Genomic DNA, 18,272 nt, shown 5'->3' on the forward strand with positions numbered 1-18,272 from the left:
GCGTATATCAACGGCGAGGACAACCATGCACGCGTTCGCGATCTTCCAAGACGACCACACCGTGACCGATGTGGAACTGCCGACACCAACGCCCGAGGGCACCGAAGTGCTCCTCCGCGTTGTTCGCTCCGGGGTGTGCCACACCGACATGCACCTGCGTGAGGGGTACTACGATCTCGGCAGCCGGGGGCGTCTGAATCTGATCGACCGGGGCGTCACCTACCCGCTTGTCCTCGGCCATGAGGTCGTCGGCGTCGTCGAAGCGGCCGGCCCCGACGCCGACGGGGTCTCGCCGGGTGAGCATCGCCTTGTCTACCCATGGATCGGCGACGGCTCCTGCGACGCATGCCAGGCAGGTCACGAGAACCTGTGCCCCTCGCCCCGTAACCTCGGCGTCGCCCGCCACGGCGGGTATGCCGAGTTTATCCTCGTCCCGCACCCCCGTTACCTCCTCGACGTCACCGGGATCGAAGAGCGGTGGGCCGCAACTCTCGCCTGCTCCGGCCTGACCGCCTACAGTGCCGCGCGCAAGGCCCTTCCGGCCACCGCGTCCGATCCGGTCGTGGTGATAGGCGCCGGCGGTGTCGGGTTGATGGCGATCGCCACGCTGCGCGCGCTCGGCCACGAAGCAGTCCTCGCGGTGGACCTGCAGGAGCGCAATCTGGAACTGGCGCGGCAGCTCGGAGCGACCACGACGATCTCCGCCCGCCAGGAAGACCTTGCCGCCGCCATCGTCGCCGGCGCCGGTGGGCCGGTCGCGGCGATCGTGGACTTCGTCAACAACTCCACAACAGCTCCCGCTGCGTTCGCCGCGCTCCGCAAGGGCGGAACGATGGTTCAGGTCGGGCTGTTCGGCGGAGAGCTGGTCATCCCCACCGCGTTGCTCACTCTGAAGATCATCACCATCCGCGGAAGCTTCGTCGGGTCCCTCGGCGAGCTCGAGGAGCTCGTCGGGCTCGCGCGGCGCGGCGCGCTCCCGCATCTCCCGATCATCGACGGGGAGTTGTCTGCGACGGCGGTGCAGGATGCGCTGGACCGGCTCGCCGCGGGCGGCGTGCCCGGCCGGATCGTGCTCAGCGCGTGACCGCGCCGGGCGTCCAGCCGGCCACGACTCACGCGTAGTCGAAGAAGCCGCGTCCCGTCTTGCGTCCCAGCTCCCCGGCCGCGACCTTGTCGCGGAGGATCTGCGGCGGGGCGAACCGCTCGCCGAGCGTCTCATAGAGGTATTCGGCGATCCCGAGACGCACGTCCAGCCCGACAAGATCGGAGGTGCGCAACGGACCTGTCGCGTGACGGTATCCCAGCACCATCGCCGTGTCGATGTCCTCAGCGCTGGCCACCCCCTCTTCGAGCATCCGCATCGCTTCCAGCGCGATTGCCGCGCCCAGGCGGGAGCTCGCGAAGCCGGGCGCGTCGTTGACGACGATCGGGGTCTTCCCCAGCGATGTCACCCACTGCTCCGCCCGTTGCCGCAGGTCCGGGTCGGTCGACGGCGTCAGCACGATCTCGACGAGTGACGAGGGCGGCACCGGATTGAAGAAGTGCAGTCCGCACACGCGCTCCGGCCTCGCGAGCTGCGCCGCGAGCCTTGTCACCGACAACGATGAGGTATTCGTGGCCAGCCACGCCGACTCCTCCACGATCCCCTCTGCTCTCTGCATCGCCTCGACCTTGAGTGCGAATGTCTCTGGGACCGCTTCGATCACGAGCTCGGCATTCCGCAGCGCCTCGTAGTCGGCGCTGGCCGCGACGCGGCCGGCGATTGCGTCGACGTCGACCGAGGCATCCCGCTCCGCGGCCTTGCGGATCCCATCGGCCAACCGCGCGGCGGCCGCGCCCGCCGCTGCCGGGTCGCGTTCGATCACGGTGACCTGCGCGCCCGCCTGAGCGAATACCTGCGCGATACCGGCGCCCATGCGGCCGCCCCCGATCACGCCGACGGTGGAGGGAACAGTGATCATCGGGTCTCCTGAGAACGGTTGAGGAATCGGGTCATCAGCTGCGTCTTGGCGTCCGACTCGAACAGGATCGCCTGCGCGAGTTCGTCGACAAGGGGGTGGGCGTCCCGCGGCGCAGCGAGCACGCGCTTCGAGACGCGGAGGGCGAGCGGATCCTGGCCAGCGATCCGATCGGCGACGGTATCCGCCGCCGCCGCTAACTGGTCGGGTTCATGCACCGAGGCCACCAACCCACACCGCAGCGCCTCCTCGGCGTCCAGCCGGCGCCCCGTGAACAGGATCTCCTTGGCCAGCGGCTCCCCCACCAGCTCGGCGAGCCGCCAGGTCGCCCCGGCCGCGGCCAGGATTCCGATCGCCGTCTCGGGGTTGCCGAACACGGCGCGGGTGGACGCGATCCGGATGTCGGCCGCGTACGCGAGTTCCGCACCGCCCCCGATCGCGAACCCGTCGACCGCAGCGATCACCGGCATCGGCAGCCGCGCGATACGGATGAACAGCCCGGAGTTGATGCCGGCCAGCGCTTCGTCGCGGCCGCGCTCGAGCAGCTGCCGGATGTCTGCGCCAGCCGCGAACACACCCCGTTCGGGCGTAGAGGTTCCGGTGAGAATCAGGATGCGGGGCTCTCGCTCCAGGCTCGTGCATACCGCGTGAAGTTCGTCGACCATGTCGTCGTTGATCGCGTTTCGCACGTCAGGACGGTTCAGTTCGACGTGAAGCCGGTCCGCGCCCTCGCGGAGTATCAGAGTGGTCACCGTCCCAGCCTCCCATCACCGATCAATGCGCGTCCAATACCCGATCCACGTACATCTGATGCGCCATCGTCATCAATCTGGACCGGGATCAGTATTGGACGAACTCGGCCACGGCGCGACAGGCTGAGAGGGCAGTACCGCGCCAGACGACCGCCGATCTGGGCGGGCGTGGCCCGTGAGACGCACGACAGCAATGAAGCGAGGAGACCACGATGGGTGCATACCGGACCATCAACCCAGCCACCGGTCAGACGGTCGCCGAGTACGCCGTGATCGGCGATGCGGACGTGGCCGACATCGTCGCCCGCTCGCACACGGCCTACCGCAAGTACCGGGAGCTGCCGCTCGCCGAACGGACGGGGATCCTGGCACGCGCGGCGCAGCTGCACCGGGACCGCATTGATGAACTGAGCGCGCTGCTGACACTCGAGGTCGGCAAACCCGTCACGCAGGCCCGCGGGGAAGTCGAGCTGGTCGCCTCGATCTACCAGTACTACGCCGACCACGCCGAAGCGTTCCTCGCCGACGAGACCCTCGACATCGTCGGCGGAGGGGAAGCGCTCGTCCGCACCGAGCCGATCGGGCCGCTGTTGGGGATCATGCCGTGGAACTTCCCCTACTACCAGGTGGCCCGGTTTGTCGCCCCCAACCTCGCACTGGGCAACACGATCATCCTCAAACACGCCCGCAACTGCCCGCAGTCCGCCCTCGCCATCGAACGCGTGCTCCACGACGCCGCGCTTCCAGCCGACGCGTACATCAACGCGTTCGTAGACAGCCGCCAGATTGCCGGCATCATCGCCGACCCGCGCGTGCAAGGGGTGTCGCTGACCGGCTCCGAGAAGGCGGGCTCGGCTGTCGGCGAGGTGGCCGGCAGGCACATGAAAAAGGTCGTCCTCGAGCTGGGCGGCTCGGACCCGTTCATCGTCCTAGAGGATGCTGACGTCGACGCGGCCGTGGCAGCCGGCGTACGCGGCCGCATCGCCAACGGCGGCCAGGCGTGCACGGCATCCAAGCGGTTCATTGTCGTGGATGCCGTCTACGACGAGTTCTCTCGGAAGTTCATCGACGCGATCACGAAGATCATCCCCGACGACCCCACGGACCCCGACACGTTCCTCGGCCCGTTGGCGTCCGCGGATGCCGGAGATGAGCTCGAGGAGCTCGTCGAGGACGCGGTCGCCAAGGGCGCCACCCTGCACATCGCCCCCGGTGCACGCCGAGAGGGCGCCTTCTACCCGCCCAGCGTGCTCACCGGGGTCACCCCGCTGATGCGAGCCTACGAGGAGGAGCTGTTCGGACCGACCGCGGTCGTGTACCGGGTGCCCTCCCCGCAGGCCGCGGTCGCCCTGGCCAACGAGTCGCCCTTCGGGCTGTCCAGCAGCGTCTTCACGCAGGATCCTCTGGCAGCCGCGCAGATCGCCCGCGAACTGGAGGTCGGGATGGTGTGGATCAACAGCACCAGCCGCAGCGCACCGGACCTCCCCTTCGGCGGCGTGAAGCGCTCCGGCGTCGGACGCGAACTCGCCCGGTACGGCATGGACGAGTTCGCGAACAAGAAGCTCATCCGAACCCCCGCCTGATATCCCCGTGTAACGCCTCCGCCGCGCCGAGTACGCAACTGCGAATCCAGGCCTCCCTGGTCGGCAGGCGGGGGCGCTGTTTTCAGGAGATCAGGGTGTTCTGCCCGTCGAAACCGTACGCGCGCAGTTTCCGGTACAGCGTCGTGCGCCCGATACCGAGGATCTCCGCTGCACGCGAACGGTTTCCGTCCGCCTCCCGCAGCGCCGCATCGATCGCCCGGTACTCGGATGCGGCGATGCCGCGCAGCTGGCGGGCACGTGTGCGCATCTCGGCGGGCAGAAGGTCGACGTCCAGGACGGTGCCGCCGGGACGCTGCACCACCATCGCGGCAATCAGAACCCGCAGCTCCGAGGCGCCACCACGCCAATCCCACCGGGAAAGCGCCTGCAGCACAGCAGGACTCAGTGTCACCGAGTACTCCTGAGCGAGTCTCACAGCCAGGCCGATGACACGGTCTGGGTCATCGCGCAGCGCAGGGAGATCGAGCCGCGGCCCTTGGCGGCCCAGGAAATCGACGACGACGCCAGTCAGGTCGTCTGCGACACAGAACACCACCCGGGCGGACCGGACGGGATCTGCCGCGCCAGCCAATTGCTGCAGGACCGGGAAGTCAACGTCGGTCAAAGACTCGACGCTGCAGACGACCACCGATGTACCTGTGCTCAGCGCCTGCACCGCCGTGGCCACGGCCCCCGGTTCCCGAAATGCCGGGGCGCCGATGACGACCGGGTCGTGGCGATCGCGTTCGCGCAGCCAGAGCTGGGCGAGAAGCGTCTTCCCACTGTCGCGCGGACCGTGGATCGCGATGCACCCGCTGCTGCGGCCGAGCACGTCGAGGTGCGCGGCAAGGCGGGAAAGCCGGGTGGGTTCCGGCGCTGCGGCCGGCTCGGACTCGGCAAGTTCCACGAGGTAGATGCTCTCCCCTGCCCGATTCACGATGCGGCGGGCAGTGCTCGGCCGATCCGCGAGCAAGACGGATGCGACATCCCCCTGCCAGTGGTGGGCCTGGAGCTCGTCCCACAGGGTCACGTGCCGCTCGGCCGAGAGCATCGGCAACGCGCCCGTCGAGGCGAGCACGCCGCCACGGCCGATGGCCAGCACACGGTGGCGGGCGGTACCGTCCGCGAACCGGGCCAGCAGCGCCTGCAGCTCCAGCGGTGCGGTGTTAAGCAGCGCGTCCTGGAGGTCACGAGCGGCCTGCTTCGCGATCGCGAGCATCGCGGGGTGGGACGCCCCGACGGGAGAGGCGAGGGCGAGCGAGCCGATGACCCGCCGCGAAAGAGGGTCGTGGATGGGGGCGCCAGCGCAGGCGAGGGTCTGCAGCCGGTCGTTGACGTGCTCGGCGCCGCGCACGAACACTGCGGATCTTTCCTCGATCGCCGTTCCGAGTCCGTTCGTGCCCAGCGCGGACTCCGAGAATTCGAATCCTTCGGCCGCGGACACCTTGTCGAGCCGTCTCGCGTGGCTCGGGTCGCCCACCTTTCGGGCGAGGATCCGTCCGGATCGGTCGCTGACCAGCAGCGCGACACGCATGTCCGCGAGTGATTCCGCCCATCGCGCCAGGACGATCTCAGCGGTGTCCTGAAAGCGTCCCGCCGGTTCGGAGAACGGGTGGTAGGCAGGAGTCGCCGTCGGATCGTAGCCGCCACCGGTGGTGAACGAGCGACGCCAACTGCGCTCGATCACCGGGGGGACGTTCAGTGTTCGGGGAGTGAGACCGTGCGCGCCGACGCCAGCTTCGAGAAGGCGTTCACGAGCCTGCCGCACGCTCGCGGCGGAATAGGTATCGGTGGACATAGCTGGGACCTCGCGTCACTGCAAGTGGTCCCACCCAGTATCCGCCTCCCTATTAGGACCCGCCAATACCTAGTCCGCTGTGGATCCATCCTCTGTGCGCATGAGTCCATGGTGGTGGGGAAGCCGGTCGCGTTCGTAGGTGATGTCGGTGTAGCCGTGAGGAATGGGCTGGCCGTGGTCGTCGAGGCCGACGAAGACGATCTTCTCGATCGTCAGAATGCGGTCACGGGTGATCATGTTGCGCACCTCGGCGCGCATCGTGAGGGAGGTGCGCCCGAACGCGGTGGCGCGCAGTCCCATCTCGATCAGGTCACCTTGTCGTGCGGAGCTGACGAAGTCGATCTCGGATATGTACTTGGTGACCGCCCGAGGGTTTCCGAGCTGGATGATGGCGTAAATCGCGGCCTCTTCATCGATCCAGCGCAGCAGGCTGCCGCCGAACAGGGTGCCGTACGCGTTCAGGTCCTCGGGACGGACCCAGCGGCGTGATCGGAAGGTGACGTCTTCTGACATGTTGTCGCTCATAGGACGACCGTAGGCCGGGAAGCACACTCCCGGCCTACGGTTACCGTCGATCAGGCCGGGATGGGCTGTCCGATGCTGAATCCTTCGAAGTCCTTCGCCTGGATCTCCGAGAGGAGGCCGCGGTAGGCGCCTAGGCCGCCGAGGTAGAACATCACGGCGTGCTTCTTGCCGGGGATGTTCGCCCCGAAGATCCACGAGTCGGTCTTGGGGAACAGCGTGTAGTTTGCGATCGTCGTGCAGGTCTCGGTCCATTCGTCCTCGACCTGCTGCGACACCTCGATGAGCCCGCCTCTCCGCTCCGCCTCGGTCACCAGAGTCGTGATGAACTCGACCTGCGCCTCGATGCTGGGCACCAGGTTGGTGAACGGCCCGTTGGGGCCGAGGATCATGAACATGTTCGGGAATCCGGCCGTCATGATGCCGAGGAAGCTGGTCGGGGCGTCGGCCCAGTGCTCGTCGACGCTCACCCCTCCGCGCCCGCGGATGTCGATGCGGCGGTAGTTGCCGTCGACCGCGTCGAACCCGGTAGCCAGCACGAGCACATCCAGCTCGTGCTCAACACCGTCCGCGGTCTTCACCCCTCGTGGGGTGATCTCAACGATTGGGTTCTCCTTGATCGACACCAGCTTCACGTTGTCCTGGTTGTACACGTCGTAGTAGCCCTGGTTGCACAGGGGCCGCTTCGCATACGGCTGGGTCGGGGTGAGCAATCGCGCCGTCTCCGGGTCCTTGACCGTCTCAGCGATCTTGCGGCGGATGAACGCAGCGGCTGCCTCGTTCGACTCCGGGTTGATAGCGATGTCGTTGAACGTGCCGAACATGAAATAGAATCCGTTGCCTCGGTCCCATGCCGCCTGGAACACGCGCTCCCGCTCGGCCTCGTCGACATCGGTGGCCGCGACGGTGGACTCCTCGAACCCGAAGGCGACGCCGGAGTTTCGGACCTGCTCCCAGATCTCCGGGAACCGGGACTTGTATCCGTCCACCTCCCCCGGGCCGACCGGTCCGTTGCCGGAGGGGACGCTGTACTGCGCCGAGCGCTGGAACACGGTCAGGTGCGACACCTGCTTGGCCGCGGCGACGATGAACTGTGTTCCGGTCGAGCCAGTGCCGATGACCCCCACCCGCTTGCCCTCGATCGACAGGTCCTCCGGCCACTCCGCGGTGTGCACGAGGCGGCCTTCGAACGAGTCGATCCCGGGGATGTCGGGGATGTTGGTTGCTGCGAGCAGTCCCAGCGCCGCCACCACGTATCGGGCCGTGAAGGATTCTCCGGCGGAGGTGCCGACCGTCCAGGTGTTGGTGGCTTCGTCGAAGACGATCGACGTGACTTCGGTGTTCAGCCGGAAGTCCTTGCGGAGGTCGTACCGGTCGACGACGGTCTCAAGGTAGCGGAGGATGTCGGGCTGGTCAATGTACTTGCGGGCCCAGTCCCACTCCTGCAGCAGTTCGTCATCGAACGAGTATCGGTAGAAAGGGCTCTCCGTGTCGGACATGGCGCCGGGGTACCGGTTCCAGTACCAGGTTCCTCCGATGCCGGCGCCCTTCTCGAACCCGCGGACGCGCAGGCCGAGCTTGTCGCGCAGGGTGTGTAGCTGGTAGATGCCGCCGAAACCGGCGCCGACGACGATCGCGTCGAAGTCCGTGGTCTGTGTGGATGTCATGGTGCAACTCCTTCGGTGAATGAGGTGGGTGGGGTGCTGCAGGTCAGTGGCGAAGCCACTGGCCGATCGCCGCAAGCTCCGCGTCGACGTCCGCGTCGCGGCCAGCCAGGAACGGGTAGACGTGCTGCTGTCCTTCGGCGACATGCAGGGTGACGTCAACGCCGGCGCCCTTGGCGCGCTCTGCCACGCGGATGGCATTGTCGACCAACGACTCGACCGAACCGGCGTTGACGTACAGCGGGGGGAACCCGGTGAAATCCGCGTAGAGCGGGTTCGCGAGCGGCGCCGACGGGCTGGTGGTCTCCCCCAGCACGCCGGCGATCATGCCCTCCAGGAGCGGCACGGAGATCAGCGCGTCGGTCGCATCGTTGGTGACCAGCGTCGCGCCGCGGTTCTCCATGTCCAGCCACGGGGAGAACGCGATGACGTGCCCGGGCAGCGGCCGTCCCTTCGCCTTCAACGCCAACGGGATGGCGATGGCGAGATTGCCTCCCGCCGAGTCGCCGATGGTGGTGACGTCCTCGGGGTGGACCCCCCGCTCCAGCAGGGCCTCGAACGCCGCGACCCCGTCGTCTACCTGGGCGGGGTGCGGGTGCTCGGGCGCGCGACGGTAGTCCAGCACGAACGCTGTTACCCCGGCCGCCTTCGCGACGTGCGCGGCGAGCTTCCGGTGGCTGGCCGCAGAGCCGACGGCGAACCCGCCGCCGTGCGTGTAGAGGAGGACCTTGGAGCGATCGGCTCCGGCCGGGAACGCCCAGATGCCGGGCACGCCGCCGACCGTCTCCTCCTTGTAGGTGACATTTTCCGGTTCGATGGTCGGCTGGTGCCATTCATCGAAGATGCTGCGGAACAGCCGCATGTCCAGCTCGTGGGTGGCCATGAGCTCGGACCAGCCCAGATACAGATCACGCAGGGCGCTCGGGACGACTGCGGTCGCGGTGGATGACGAGGACATCGCATAACTCCTTCGTTGATGCTCGGCGCCTGCAGGAACTAGGCGACCACTCGGTGGATGAGCTCTACTCTCAGGGAGGATTCCGCCACAGCGCTGTGCCGATTTGGAACAGCTCACCCGGGTTGCCCGGTGACCACGACAGAGATCGGCTCCGGCGCACGGCATGATCAGGATCCAGCGCACGAACGAGACCGGATCGGGCACGGTGCCAGACGATCAGCGCCGCCACGACGAGAGTCGCGGCGGTCACCGCCATTGCTCCGACCCAGCCGCTCTGCGTGAAGACCGTCGCCAGGACGAGACCGACAGCCGGGATTCCATCTCCACGGAGAGCGACGGCAGCACACGCCGGACGGCGAAGATCTACTCACCGCCACCGTCTCCGCTTCCGACGACGACGACAGCTTCGGCTTCTACTCCCGGCCCACCAAGGCCCACATCATCGCCGCCGGCATCCGCCGCACCGCATGAACGAGCGCCTCATGAACAGCCGCACCAGCCTCACCATCTACCCCGCCCACGACGAGCAAACCCTGCTCCCGCCGACGCCGATCCTCGTCGACGAGCACTACTTCGTCCGCGCCGGGCTCGAGCAACTCCCCGCCCGCCTCATCGGGTTCAGCCCCGCCGGCGCGCTCGCCATCACGGCGTGGGTTCACGACGTGTTCCGTGCCCCGGAGCTCGCACGCGACCTGTACCCGACTTTCATCATCGCCGGTCGCGTCCAGGCATATCCGATCCCCGCCGCCAGGGTCACCGTGCGCGAGCCCGCCGGCGTCGTCCAGGTCGTGATCACCGACCCTCGCGGCAAGAGATACCGGCCATACCTCGGCGAGGACCGCGACATTGCCGACCGCATCGCCGCGGCCTGGGGCTCCCACCGCGGATACTCCGCCACCGTCCAACCGATCACCTGACAATCACGAACGGAGACACCATGCGCTGCTTGATGTGCGAAGAGCCCACCACGATGTACATCCCCTCGGACGACGTCGACGGCATCGGGCTGCATAGCTGCGGTGTCTGCGGGTTCGAGATCGAAGGCCCCCGCGACGAACCCGCGCATGTCGCCGACCATCGGAAGCTCACTGCAACGACGACCTCGACGACGTGTAGGTTCCCGTTGGAAATGGCCGAGGATGCCGGGAATCCCCGGTAGTTGGCAGTGGCCGAAGGCTCAGGATTCCGTGGGGAATGGCGAATCCCTACAGCCCCACGCCAGTCAGTCCTCGGCAACGCTGTCAGCGGCGTCGAGGCCGGGCAGTGTGAGAGCAGTCGCTTCGATCTCTTGCTGGGGTGCAGGCTCGGGCGGCGCCTGCGCCGGCTTACCGAACCCTGCGATTAGAAGCTCGCTGATGTCGTCCTTCAGAGAGCCAAAGCTTCGCAGGAACGCTGCAATGAGGCTCACGCTTGATCTTGCCGCCGGATCATTGAGTCGAAGCTGAGCCCCCGCAGCTTCTGAGATGTCTCGCCCACGAGCTAGCCGCTCGTGAACGACGAGATCAAACTGTCGAGGCAAGTCTCGGAGCGCGGGCTGACGGCCTAGCCGGATTGCGAGTTCTGCAGCAGAGTCAGCCCACTCCGGCGGTGAGGGCTCAAACGCGCCCATGGCCTCAGTCCGCACCTCGGGCGAGGCCTTCGCCGCCGCGAGCAGTCCACTGATGAACTTGTCGAAGTCGCGCGACAACTGGCGCATGCGCTGAGCGGGCACAACTCCGTCTGCGAGGCGTTCGCGAAGAAAACTTGTGAATGCACTCGGATCCATCGGGCGGACAAATCCCACGATCGTTACGAGGTTGAGTACCCAGATACTGAGGGTCTCTGAAATGAGCCACCGTACCGCGAGCTGTTCGTCATCCTTGACGCCGGGCGTCCAGCGCTGGCAAAGCGTCTCAAGTAGACCCAGGCTCTGCTTCAGTGCAGCGAACGGATCTAGAAACCACACGGTGGAAGTGAGGAACTTGAACGCAGGTCCGAGCGTGGGATCGTCCTTGCTGACTACTTTGACTGTGCGCCGCAGAAGCAGGGCGTTGGGTCCGTGGGCCCCAAGATCTGTGAGTTTCGAGAGATTAAGTGCGGCCTCTCGCGCCTGGAGGTCGTTGATCGATTCGACGCTGACGCGGGAATGGCGGCCCAGCTCCCGGGTTCTGGGCGTCACGCTCGAGGCAACAGTCAGTTCCGCTCGCTCTGCGCCTACCAACTCTTGCAGTCCGCGTAGCCACACAATACGGTCGAGTGGTTTCGGCGCGCTCTTCCCCGTCCCGCTCTTGGACTCGCCAATGGTCCGGTGACTCTCGAGCCCGGGACCAAGCCCGATGGCGAGTAGATCCAGGTCGGTGACTTGGATGAGTTCCGCGCCGTAGTAGCTGATGAGGTCGATGCCTACCCGAGTGAAGTACCCCTCCCAGAACCACACTTGGCCTACGCGGCATTCGAGTCGATCACCGGGGGTTAGCGGGTCGGTCTTGACGGGTGGCACGTTGCAGTTCCTTTCTCAGCTCGAGGATCGCTGATCTCGCGATCTCGTCAGCGGCTCCGAGGTCGCCCGCGCCCGCACGTGTTTGCTCTGGGTTGGTGAACTCGCCTGGAGCTCGGAGGAGGTTCACCGTCGGGTCCGTCGTTCCTGCGGACGTTGATGAGTTCTGAAGCCACGCGAGCCCGCCTTCGACGATCTCCTCCTTCACAAGTTCGAGGTATGCCCGGCCGTGGTCCGTTTCACGGACGCGAACGATGCCGTGCGCCTCAAGCAGGTGGTAGTCGGTGCTGATGTTGCTCGCAGGCCCAACGCTCCCGCGGTTTAGGAGCGCCCGCACGAGGACCACAGGATCGTGTATTCGACCGCCGCTACGTTCCGCTCGTTCATGCCCGAAGAGCATGTGGGCGACAAAAAGCTTGCGCTGATTCAGCGCCTCGGTGGTTGTGAGCCGGTCGTCCTCCGACTCGAGAGTAGGTGAAAAGACATATGTCTGCGCTCCGGATCCTCCCGTCGACTTGACGGTGGCGGCCTGGACGAGTCCGACCTTCTGTGCTGCGCCGAACACGCCGGGGGTCGGTTGCGCGAGGAGTGGAAGTGCGAGGCCGGGGTGTTGCGCTGCCTGTTCACATATGCCGAGAAGCGCGTCGCGCTCGCCCGGGGGAAGGCCACGGAGGAACGACGCGATCTCAATCTGTCCTGACTCCCACACGTAAGGGCTATAAATTACGTCCTCGGCGAGATCGACGGAGTTGACGCGCTTTGTAAGGCCTGTCGCCAGTGCAAGGTTCAGACCGGTTTCGCTGACTTGGTCGTTGAATCCTCGTCGGTGGAGTTGGTCGAGATGTTGGGTGGTCGTCAACGGGGCGAACGATGCGACTTCGATCGAGTGCAGCGTTACGATCTCATCGATGGTCGGGTTGAGCTGCTGTAGAACGCGGTAGGACTGTTCGATGAGGTTCCCGGTTACGCCCAGAAACTCCTGCACCTCGATTACAACGCCTTGTGTGTCCAGCGCGAAGTCTGCAACATTGGCAGCCTTCAGCGCCGGCAGCACGGTCGAGTGAAGTGATTGCCTTCCAATTCCTGCCTGGACGGCGAAAGACTCGAGGGCGGATGCACTCAAGGGGTCGGAGAATCCATGGATGCGGGCGACGAAGTCCATCGCTTCGCCTGCGTGAAGTAGTGACTCGAGTCTGGGTCTCAGAGCCGGGTCGATTGTGCGCGAGGCTTGATGAACCCGCGTCACAGCGCGCCCGAGTCGCCGGTCGGACCTGTTGACGTCCAGATCGGCAGTGGTGCTCTCCGCCATTCGAATCTCCTCACCCGCTACCGAGATGAGCCTACTGATCGGGCGTACGCTCCTCGCAGTGCGCTCGTCTCAATTTGTGGGGAATCGCATTTCGAGCACTCGCTGCCATTTGACGACGTCGGCGGCGTCCTCGGGCCGAAGACTGCGCATGTGTGCCAGACGATTCCGAATCGGCATGATCTGCGCGCTGAACTGTCGCCAGTGAGCGGCGCTCAACCCCAAGTCGCCGATCTGGGAACGGTCCTTTAGTTGGAGCAACTCCCCGAGTGAGAGCCATTCGAGAGGGTCGCGCAATTGCTTGACCGACGTGGCGCCCATGTATGCCGATTCGCTCGCTCGCTCGAGCACTTTTTCCGGAAGGTCGCCGTTCAGGCACTGCGTGCGCCAGTTCTCCGCCCATGCGGCGATTGCGCGCCGACGCACTTCGCGTCGGATGATCCGCTCGATCTTCCAGAGTCCCGAACTCACCTCGGCAAGCTGCTGCTGAGGATCGAGGGCATCCGCGAGAACCTCGTCGAGCGCCTTCTTGAGCGGTCCGAGATGCTTCGGAAAATTCCATGTCCGAGTCGCACCGTCGGGCGCTGTAAGGCTGGAACCATCCAGCGCCTCAAGCTCCCTCGCGTTGAGCAGGCCCAGCGCGCTCTGGCCAATCAGCAGGCTCTCGTACACGACACGATCGAGAGACGCAGCCAGGTCCATACCGAGTTCTGTCAGCGCCCGGCACAGTACGTCGGCCGGGGAGGCGCCGTCTTCAACGCACGTTGGCCACTCGTGAGCGCCTGTGCTCTTGACGACCGGAGCATGCGCCAGGCTGGCGTCGTCAAGGAGCGAACTCCCGACCACTGGAGGGAAAGCAATCCGAGGCGCCCGGGAGAGGAGGATGACCCTGCCGCCGGCCTCGACGTCGCTGAAGACGCGCTCGCGTAGCGCACCCATCTGAGTGGCCTCACTCTGCATCGTGAGCGACTCCATCCCGTCGATCACGACTGTTCCGGTGGTAAGTGGGCCATCTGGCTGCAAGTAGTCCCGGACGCGCGTCACGTTCACCTGCGAAGCCCCCAGAGCGCGGCGGGCTGGCTCGTTGCTCGAGCCCAGCTGCAGGAACACGACGCGGAGTTGCTCCGCTTTTCGGTGAACGCCCAGTATCCAGTCGGAGTAGTCGGTCGCGCTCATACGAGCTCCAGGATCACGCTGACTTCGAACTCGCCGTCCTGTTCGTGAATCAGACCCAGGTCCTTCAGTCGACGAACTGCGACGTGCTCGCTGGATGCGAGTTCCTTGAAGTCGGCTGCACTGTCCATCAGCACGTCCAGCATGACGGCCTCGTTCGCGTAGTAGCGCTTGACGTGTTGGACCATCTCCTCAATGTTGCCTTGGACGCGACTCTTCCAATCATCAAGTTCTGTGAGCACGGAAGCGCGAGTCATCGTACGTTGGAAGACGTCGGTCGGAAGGTGCTGCACGACGGCTGAGCTCAGATTTCGATACAGATAGGCGTGACCACCGGACGCCTCGTGGAGTGCCTCGAGCGCACCAGGTTCGATCTGGATGCCCATCTTGCCGCCGACGGTGCTCGCGAGATCGTCCGCCTCTTCTCGCTCCAGCGGCTTCACGTACACGGCCTTCGCCCAAGAGAAGAGGGGATTCGGTCGACCATACAGTCGTCCACCTTCAACGATGGCGCTTGTAAGGCCGGACAGCACGAAGGTGAAGTTCTCAGACTCCTGCACGATGCTCCTGAGGGCCGATAGCAGCTGCGCAATGCGTGGCATGTCGCCTTCAGCGATATCGATGCGATCCGCTGGGGTCAAGTACTCGATCTCGTCCAGGAGGAGCAGGATCCTATGCCCGTCTTTGTGGAGATGCTTGAGTATCGCCTGGAGAGCGTTCTTCAGGTCGAGGATGCTCGGGCGTTCCTGCAGCTGCGAAAGCTCTTGGGTGCGCAGCTTGTGAGCTTTGAGTTCAGCAATCAGTCGTCGACGCAGATCGCTGACGATGTCGTCGGTGGGGTCTTCCGGCGGAGAGGGGAAGGCCTCCAGGTCCATGAGGACGGTCACCACTTTGTCCTCTTGCAACTCCTCCTTAAGCTGCATGAGGATGCTCGTCTTGCCCGACTTCCGCAGTCCGAAGACGCCTGTGACTCGCTGGTTGAACACGTCGTCACGCATCGACTGCAGCAGTGTCCTGCGGCCGAAGAAGCTCGCGCCATACACGGGAGTCGTCATGTAGAAGAGGTCTCGGGCATAGATGTAGTCGCGAAGAAGGGTAATTAGCGAGAGTTCGTCTTCGTCGTCAATCAAGAGCGGGATCGCTAGTTTCGCGGGGCGCGACCAGTCGTTCAGTTTGATCTGTAGACGCCGATCGGGCGACCACATGAAGAAGATGTCCGGAGTGATGGAACGATCGGCGCCACCGAGCTCGCGGGCCGCAGCCTGGAAGGTCCGGCCCTGGAGATCCTCATGCGGACTGTAGAAGATCATCACCTCGCGGGTAAACCCAAACCCGGCCTCGATCGCTCCACTGAATCGCACATGGACGATCGCGCAGTCCCTGAAGCCATCCTGACGGCAGAACCCCGCGTAGACCACCTGGGAGCCAAGACTTCGCAGAGCGTCGATGTGGTCACGCAGGACCGGGTACTTGTATCGAACGCGCTCGACGTTTGCCAGCAGGTCTGGGTGCTGGGGCGCCGCCACAGCGCCCGATCGCCAGCCGAACTGTCGAGTGGATGGTGCGGTCGGATCGAATCCCGGCCGATCGACATGCGGGTCTACGTGCTCACGTCGCATCGGCGATGGCCGAGGCGAACCGGGTCGAGGGGGTCGGGCACCGAACGACGCCCTCACCTTGCGAGCAACTGGAGCTTCTATCGATGAAGACGGGCTCTTGACGAACTCACCAAGTTCTCGCAGACGGACCAAGACGGCCTTTGCGTCGACTCCCAGTTCGGCGGCGAGCTCGTGCACTCGCATCTTCGCCATCTGTTCTCCGCTCGTGGTCACTTGGCCCGCTGTGTCTGCCAGGGGCTGTGCATTACCGGCGAAGCCGGGTTGCCAGATCAGTCTGTTGCATGCTGCAGACACCGGCTGCGATGACACGGCTCGATATATCAGTCGCCGTCCGCCGTCCCACCGAGGCGGCGCGCCTTGAGCAGCACGTTCATGTGCCTCGGGTGGGCTACCCATTGAGTTGTGATCGGTCCAGCGCGTCGAGTGAAATGGCCTTCCACCGGCTGCTAGGCCTTGCTGGGCCTCGGGCCAAACGGGGTCCAGGCCCATGCCCGCGACGAACGTCACGCAGCGCTGGATGTCGATGAGGTCTTCTGGGGCCGCTTTCAGCCGCTTGAAGTGTGCGATGCCATGAGGCGAGCATCTCACGACGGGCGAGACTTCCTGAGCGAGAGCAACCACTCGACTCGAACAGGCTCTGACCCAATCAGTGGACACAAATTCACCGGTGTGAGAGACTACTCCGTTCGCCAAACGAAGGGTCTGGCCGATGTCACACTCTGACGGCAACACGGACTGGGGGCGGATCATCCGCGACATGATCGCGCGTAGCACCGACTCTGCCCCCACCGAGCCCGGGGTCTACCGGATGCCGTGTGGGAACTGCTACGTCGACTTCTTCCTCGCCTCGGACGGCACCGAACGGTGGCTCGTCCCAGGCGATGAGCGCAGCTACACCCGCGACACCGTGGCCATCGCTCGCCACGGCGAGCACCCGTGGGAGCGGATGTACACCCTCGGCCATGCCGCCGCCGAGATCCGCCGCCGCGCGACCGCCGACGGCACACCCGTTCTTGTCCTGATCGATGAGCTGGCAGCGGTCGCCGCCACGGAGGATGCGGCGGAAGACGAGGAAATCGCCCGTATCGCCCGGGAGCGTCCCGCCGACAGTGCGGAGGTGGCGCGCTCCGATCTCGCCCGGAAATTCGGGATCGATCTCGACGAACTCTAGGAACATCTAGCGGTGTCTACCGAAACGCTAGACACCGCTAGATTCTGCTAGACATCCGTCACATGCGAGGAGCGTTAGCCGTGAGTGAGTATCCGTGGTTCGACTTCGACCGAGTCGACTACGTCACCGCGGACACCCACTTCAGCCACGCCCGGATCAGCGAACTCGCGGACCGTCCATTCACCACCGTCAACGAGATGAACACCGAGCTCATCCGCCGCTGGAACGAGACGGTCGCCCCGACAGATGTGGTGCTACATCTCGGGGATGTCGCGCTCGGGCCGATCGAGGAATCGATCACCCTCACCGCGCAGCTGAACGGTCACCGGTACCTCGTCCCCGGGAACCATGACCGGGTCTCACCAGCGACACAGTCCAGGAAGGCGATCGAACGGTTCGCGCCGCTCTACGAGGCGGCCGGGTGGACGATTCTGCCGGAGGTCATCGAAGGCACCCGGCACGGCTACCGGATCCTCGCATCCCACTACCCGTACAAGGGCGACTCGCAGGAGTCGGACCGACACACGTCGCACCGGCCCCGCTGGGACGATGGGATCCCGCTGTTGCACGGTCACACGCACGCACGCGACCACGGCCCGAATGGGCACCAGTTCCACGTCGGCGTCGACGCCCACGCATACGCGCCCATCCCGTTCACCGTCATCGACGAGTGGGTCCGGGGCCTACCGGATGTCGAGCCGTGGCTCGATGTGGCGGTCCGTGAAGCCCGTCAACTCCTCGCCAACCTCGACGCCACCGAAACCTCGAACTCCGACGCGATGTTCTACACGATGGGCTACAACGAACTGCGCGTCGCGCTGGAGGAACTCCTCGGCGCGCTCTACTCTTCCCACCCCGACTCCCCCGGGAACACCGCCAAGGCTTAGGACTGCCTCGGACGCGCTTTCGGCGCGGGCGACGGTATGAACAGTTCGCCTGCCGCGGGGCCGGATCGGAGGGTCCGCGGTTCTCGTCGGAAGCGGATCCATCCACAACGCTGCCAGTGCACCATCGTCAGGTACCGCGGCGACGACGACGTCCAGGCAGCCTGATGCTCCGCGGCGCTGAGATCGTGCGACGCGAGCTCCGGGAATACTTCCCGGAAGGTCGGGGATTGGCCGTGTTCGCGGGCGTAGCGATGGAGGAATGTCACAGCGCGACGCGCCCACACCGGCGCCGTCTCGTCAGCGGTGAGTTCAATGAACAGCGGCGCGAGGTGAGGTGCCGACCACGGCTTGTCCTCCCGGCCTGAGTCGGCCGACACCACGCATTCCTTGCCCTCGACCGTCATC

Annotated in this window: 16 protein-coding genes and 1 pseudogene; 5 read left to right on the top strand and 12 right to left on the bottom strand. The window is 65.4% G+C overall.

Features of this window, described 5'->3' with window-relative positions:
• Nucleotides 1-25 precede the first annotated feature (25 nt).
• Complete coding sequence (locus AB0O93_RS09970) at nucleotides 26-1,084, top strand: alcohol dehydrogenase (protein WP_005054993.1); 1,059 nt, start codon at nucleotides 26-28, stop codon at nucleotides 1,082-1,084.
• 28 nt (nucleotides 1,085-1,112) lie between these two features.
• On the opposite strand, the gene AB0O93_RS09975 is transcribed toward AB0O93_RS09970, so the two are convergent.
• Together AB0O93_RS09975 and AB0O93_RS09980 are read right to left on the bottom strand one after the other, a co-directional pair.
• Nucleotides 1,113-1,961 carry a 3-hydroxyacyl-CoA dehydrogenase family protein gene (locus AB0O93_RS09975; protein ID WP_005054991.1) on the bottom strand — a complete coding sequence of 283 codons (849 nt, stop codon included), beginning with the start codon at nucleotides 1,959-1,961 and terminating at the stop codon, nucleotides 1,113-1,115.
• Nucleotides 1,958-2,710 (bottom strand): enoyl-CoA hydratase/isomerase family protein, encoded by a 753-nt coding sequence (locus tag AB0O93_RS09980; protein ID WP_005054989.1) that lies wholly within the window; start codon nucleotides 2,708-2,710, stop codon nucleotides 1,958-1,960. The genes AB0O93_RS09975 and AB0O93_RS09980 overlap by 4 nt, the downstream gene beginning before the upstream one ends.
• Before the next feature lie 212 nt (nucleotides 2,711-2,922).
• Here AB0O93_RS09980 and AB0O93_RS09985 point away from each other — a divergent pair, with 212 nt between their 5' ends.
• Nucleotides 2,923-4,293, top strand: coding sequence for an NAD-dependent succinate-semialdehyde dehydrogenase (locus AB0O93_RS09985; protein WP_005054987.1), 1,371 nt, complete (start codon nucleotides 2,923-2,925; stop codon nucleotides 4,291-4,293).
• An 82-nt stretch (nucleotides 4,294-4,375) separates the two neighbouring features.
• On the opposite strand, the gene AB0O93_RS09990 is transcribed toward AB0O93_RS09985, so the two are convergent.
• The 4 genes from AB0O93_RS09990 to AB0O93_RS10005 form a co-directional block, all read right to left on the bottom strand.
• Nucleotides 4,376-6,091, bottom strand: coding sequence for a helix-turn-helix domain-containing protein (locus tag AB0O93_RS09990; RefSeq protein WP_005054985.1), 1,716 nt, complete (start codon nucleotides 6,089-6,091; stop codon nucleotides 4,376-4,378).
• A gap of 69 nt (nucleotides 6,092-6,160) precedes the next feature.
• A complete protein-coding gene (locus AB0O93_RS09995; RefSeq protein WP_230005328.1) occupies nucleotides 6,161-6,616 on the bottom strand; it encodes a hotdog domain-containing protein in 456 nt (151 codons plus the stop codon).
• Nucleotides 6,617-6,666: 50 nt separating this feature from the next.
• Nucleotides 6,667-8,280 (bottom strand): NAD(P)/FAD-dependent oxidoreductase, encoded by a 1,614-nt coding sequence (locus AB0O93_RS10000; RefSeq protein ID WP_005054981.1) that lies wholly within the window; start codon nucleotides 8,278-8,280, stop codon nucleotides 6,667-6,669.
• Between the two features lie 43 nt (nucleotides 8,281-8,323).
• Nucleotides 8,324-9,235, bottom strand: coding sequence for an alpha/beta hydrolase (locus tag AB0O93_RS10005; protein WP_005054979.1), 912 nt, complete (start codon nucleotides 9,233-9,235; stop codon nucleotides 8,324-8,326).
• A 482-nt stretch (nucleotides 9,236-9,717) separates the two neighbouring features.
• Between AB0O93_RS10005 and AB0O93_RS10010 the strand changes: the two genes are divergently transcribed.
• Nucleotides 9,718-10,152: a hypothetical protein gene (locus AB0O93_RS10010; RefSeq protein WP_101305219.1), complete on the top strand. Its 435-nt coding sequence runs from the start codon at nucleotides 9,718-9,720 to the stop codon at nucleotides 10,150-10,152.
• A 305-nt stretch (nucleotides 10,153-10,457) separates the two neighbouring features.
• On the opposite strand, the gene AB0O93_RS10015 is transcribed toward AB0O93_RS10010, so the two are convergent.
• The 5 genes and pseudogenes from AB0O93_RS10015 to AB0O93_RS10035 form a co-directional block, all read right to left on the bottom strand.
• Nucleotides 10,458-11,714 carry a hypothetical protein gene (locus AB0O93_RS10015; RefSeq protein ID WP_005054973.1) on the bottom strand — a complete coding sequence of 419 codons (1,257 nt, stop codon included), beginning with the start codon at nucleotides 11,712-11,714 and terminating at the stop codon, nucleotides 10,458-10,460.
• The gene (locus tag AB0O93_RS10020; protein ID WP_165801300.1) at nucleotides 11,677-12,873 is read right to left on the bottom strand and encodes a hypothetical protein; all 1,197 of its coding nucleotides are present in this window, start codon (nucleotides 12,871-12,873) and stop codon (nucleotides 11,677-11,679) included. The genes AB0O93_RS10015 and AB0O93_RS10020 overlap by 38 nt, the downstream gene beginning before the upstream one ends.
• 216 nt (nucleotides 12,874-13,089) lie before the next feature.
• Nucleotides 13,090-14,193 (bottom strand): hypothetical protein, encoded by a 1,104-nt coding sequence (locus AB0O93_RS10025; protein ID WP_005054969.1) that lies wholly within the window; start codon nucleotides 14,191-14,193, stop codon nucleotides 13,090-13,092.
• Complete coding sequence (locus tag AB0O93_RS10030) at nucleotides 14,190-15,716, bottom strand: ATP-binding protein (RefSeq protein ID WP_005054967.1); 1,527 nt, start codon at nucleotides 15,714-15,716, stop codon at nucleotides 14,190-14,192. The genes AB0O93_RS10025 and AB0O93_RS10030 overlap by 4 nt, the downstream gene beginning before the upstream one ends.
• Nucleotides 15,717-15,851: 135 nt before the next feature.
• Nucleotides 15,852-16,001 (bottom strand): annotated as a pseudogene (locus AB0O93_RS10035) (translation initiation factor IF-2 N-terminal domain-containing protein); the annotation flags it as partial.
• A 517-nt stretch (nucleotides 16,002-16,518) separates the two neighbouring features.
• Here AB0O93_RS10035 and AB0O93_RS10040 point away from each other — a divergent pair.
• Complete coding sequence (locus tag AB0O93_RS10040; RefSeq protein WP_005054965.1) at nucleotides 16,519-16,980, top strand: hypothetical protein; 462 nt, start codon at nucleotides 16,519-16,521, stop codon at nucleotides 16,978-16,980.
• An 80-nt stretch (nucleotides 16,981-17,060) separates the two neighbouring features.
• Nucleotides 17,061-17,867 (top strand): metallophosphoesterase, encoded by an 807-nt coding sequence (locus tag AB0O93_RS10045; protein ID WP_005054963.1) that lies wholly within the window; start codon nucleotides 17,061-17,063, stop codon nucleotides 17,865-17,867.
• On the opposite strand, the gene AB0O93_RS10050 is transcribed toward AB0O93_RS10045, so the two are convergent.
• Nucleotides 17,864-18,271 (bottom strand): hypothetical protein, encoded by a 408-nt coding sequence (locus AB0O93_RS10050; RefSeq protein ID WP_043341843.1) that lies wholly within the window; start codon nucleotides 18,269-18,271, stop codon nucleotides 17,864-17,866. The genes AB0O93_RS10045 and AB0O93_RS10050 overlap by 4 nt on opposite strands.
• Nucleotide 18,272: the final 1 nt, after the last annotated feature.

The organism is Microbacterium sp. NPDC077184, assembly GCF_040687055.1.
In the GTDB taxonomy this organism is placed as follows: domain Bacteria; phylum Actinomycetota; class Actinomycetes; order Actinomycetales; family Microbacteriaceae; genus Microbacterium.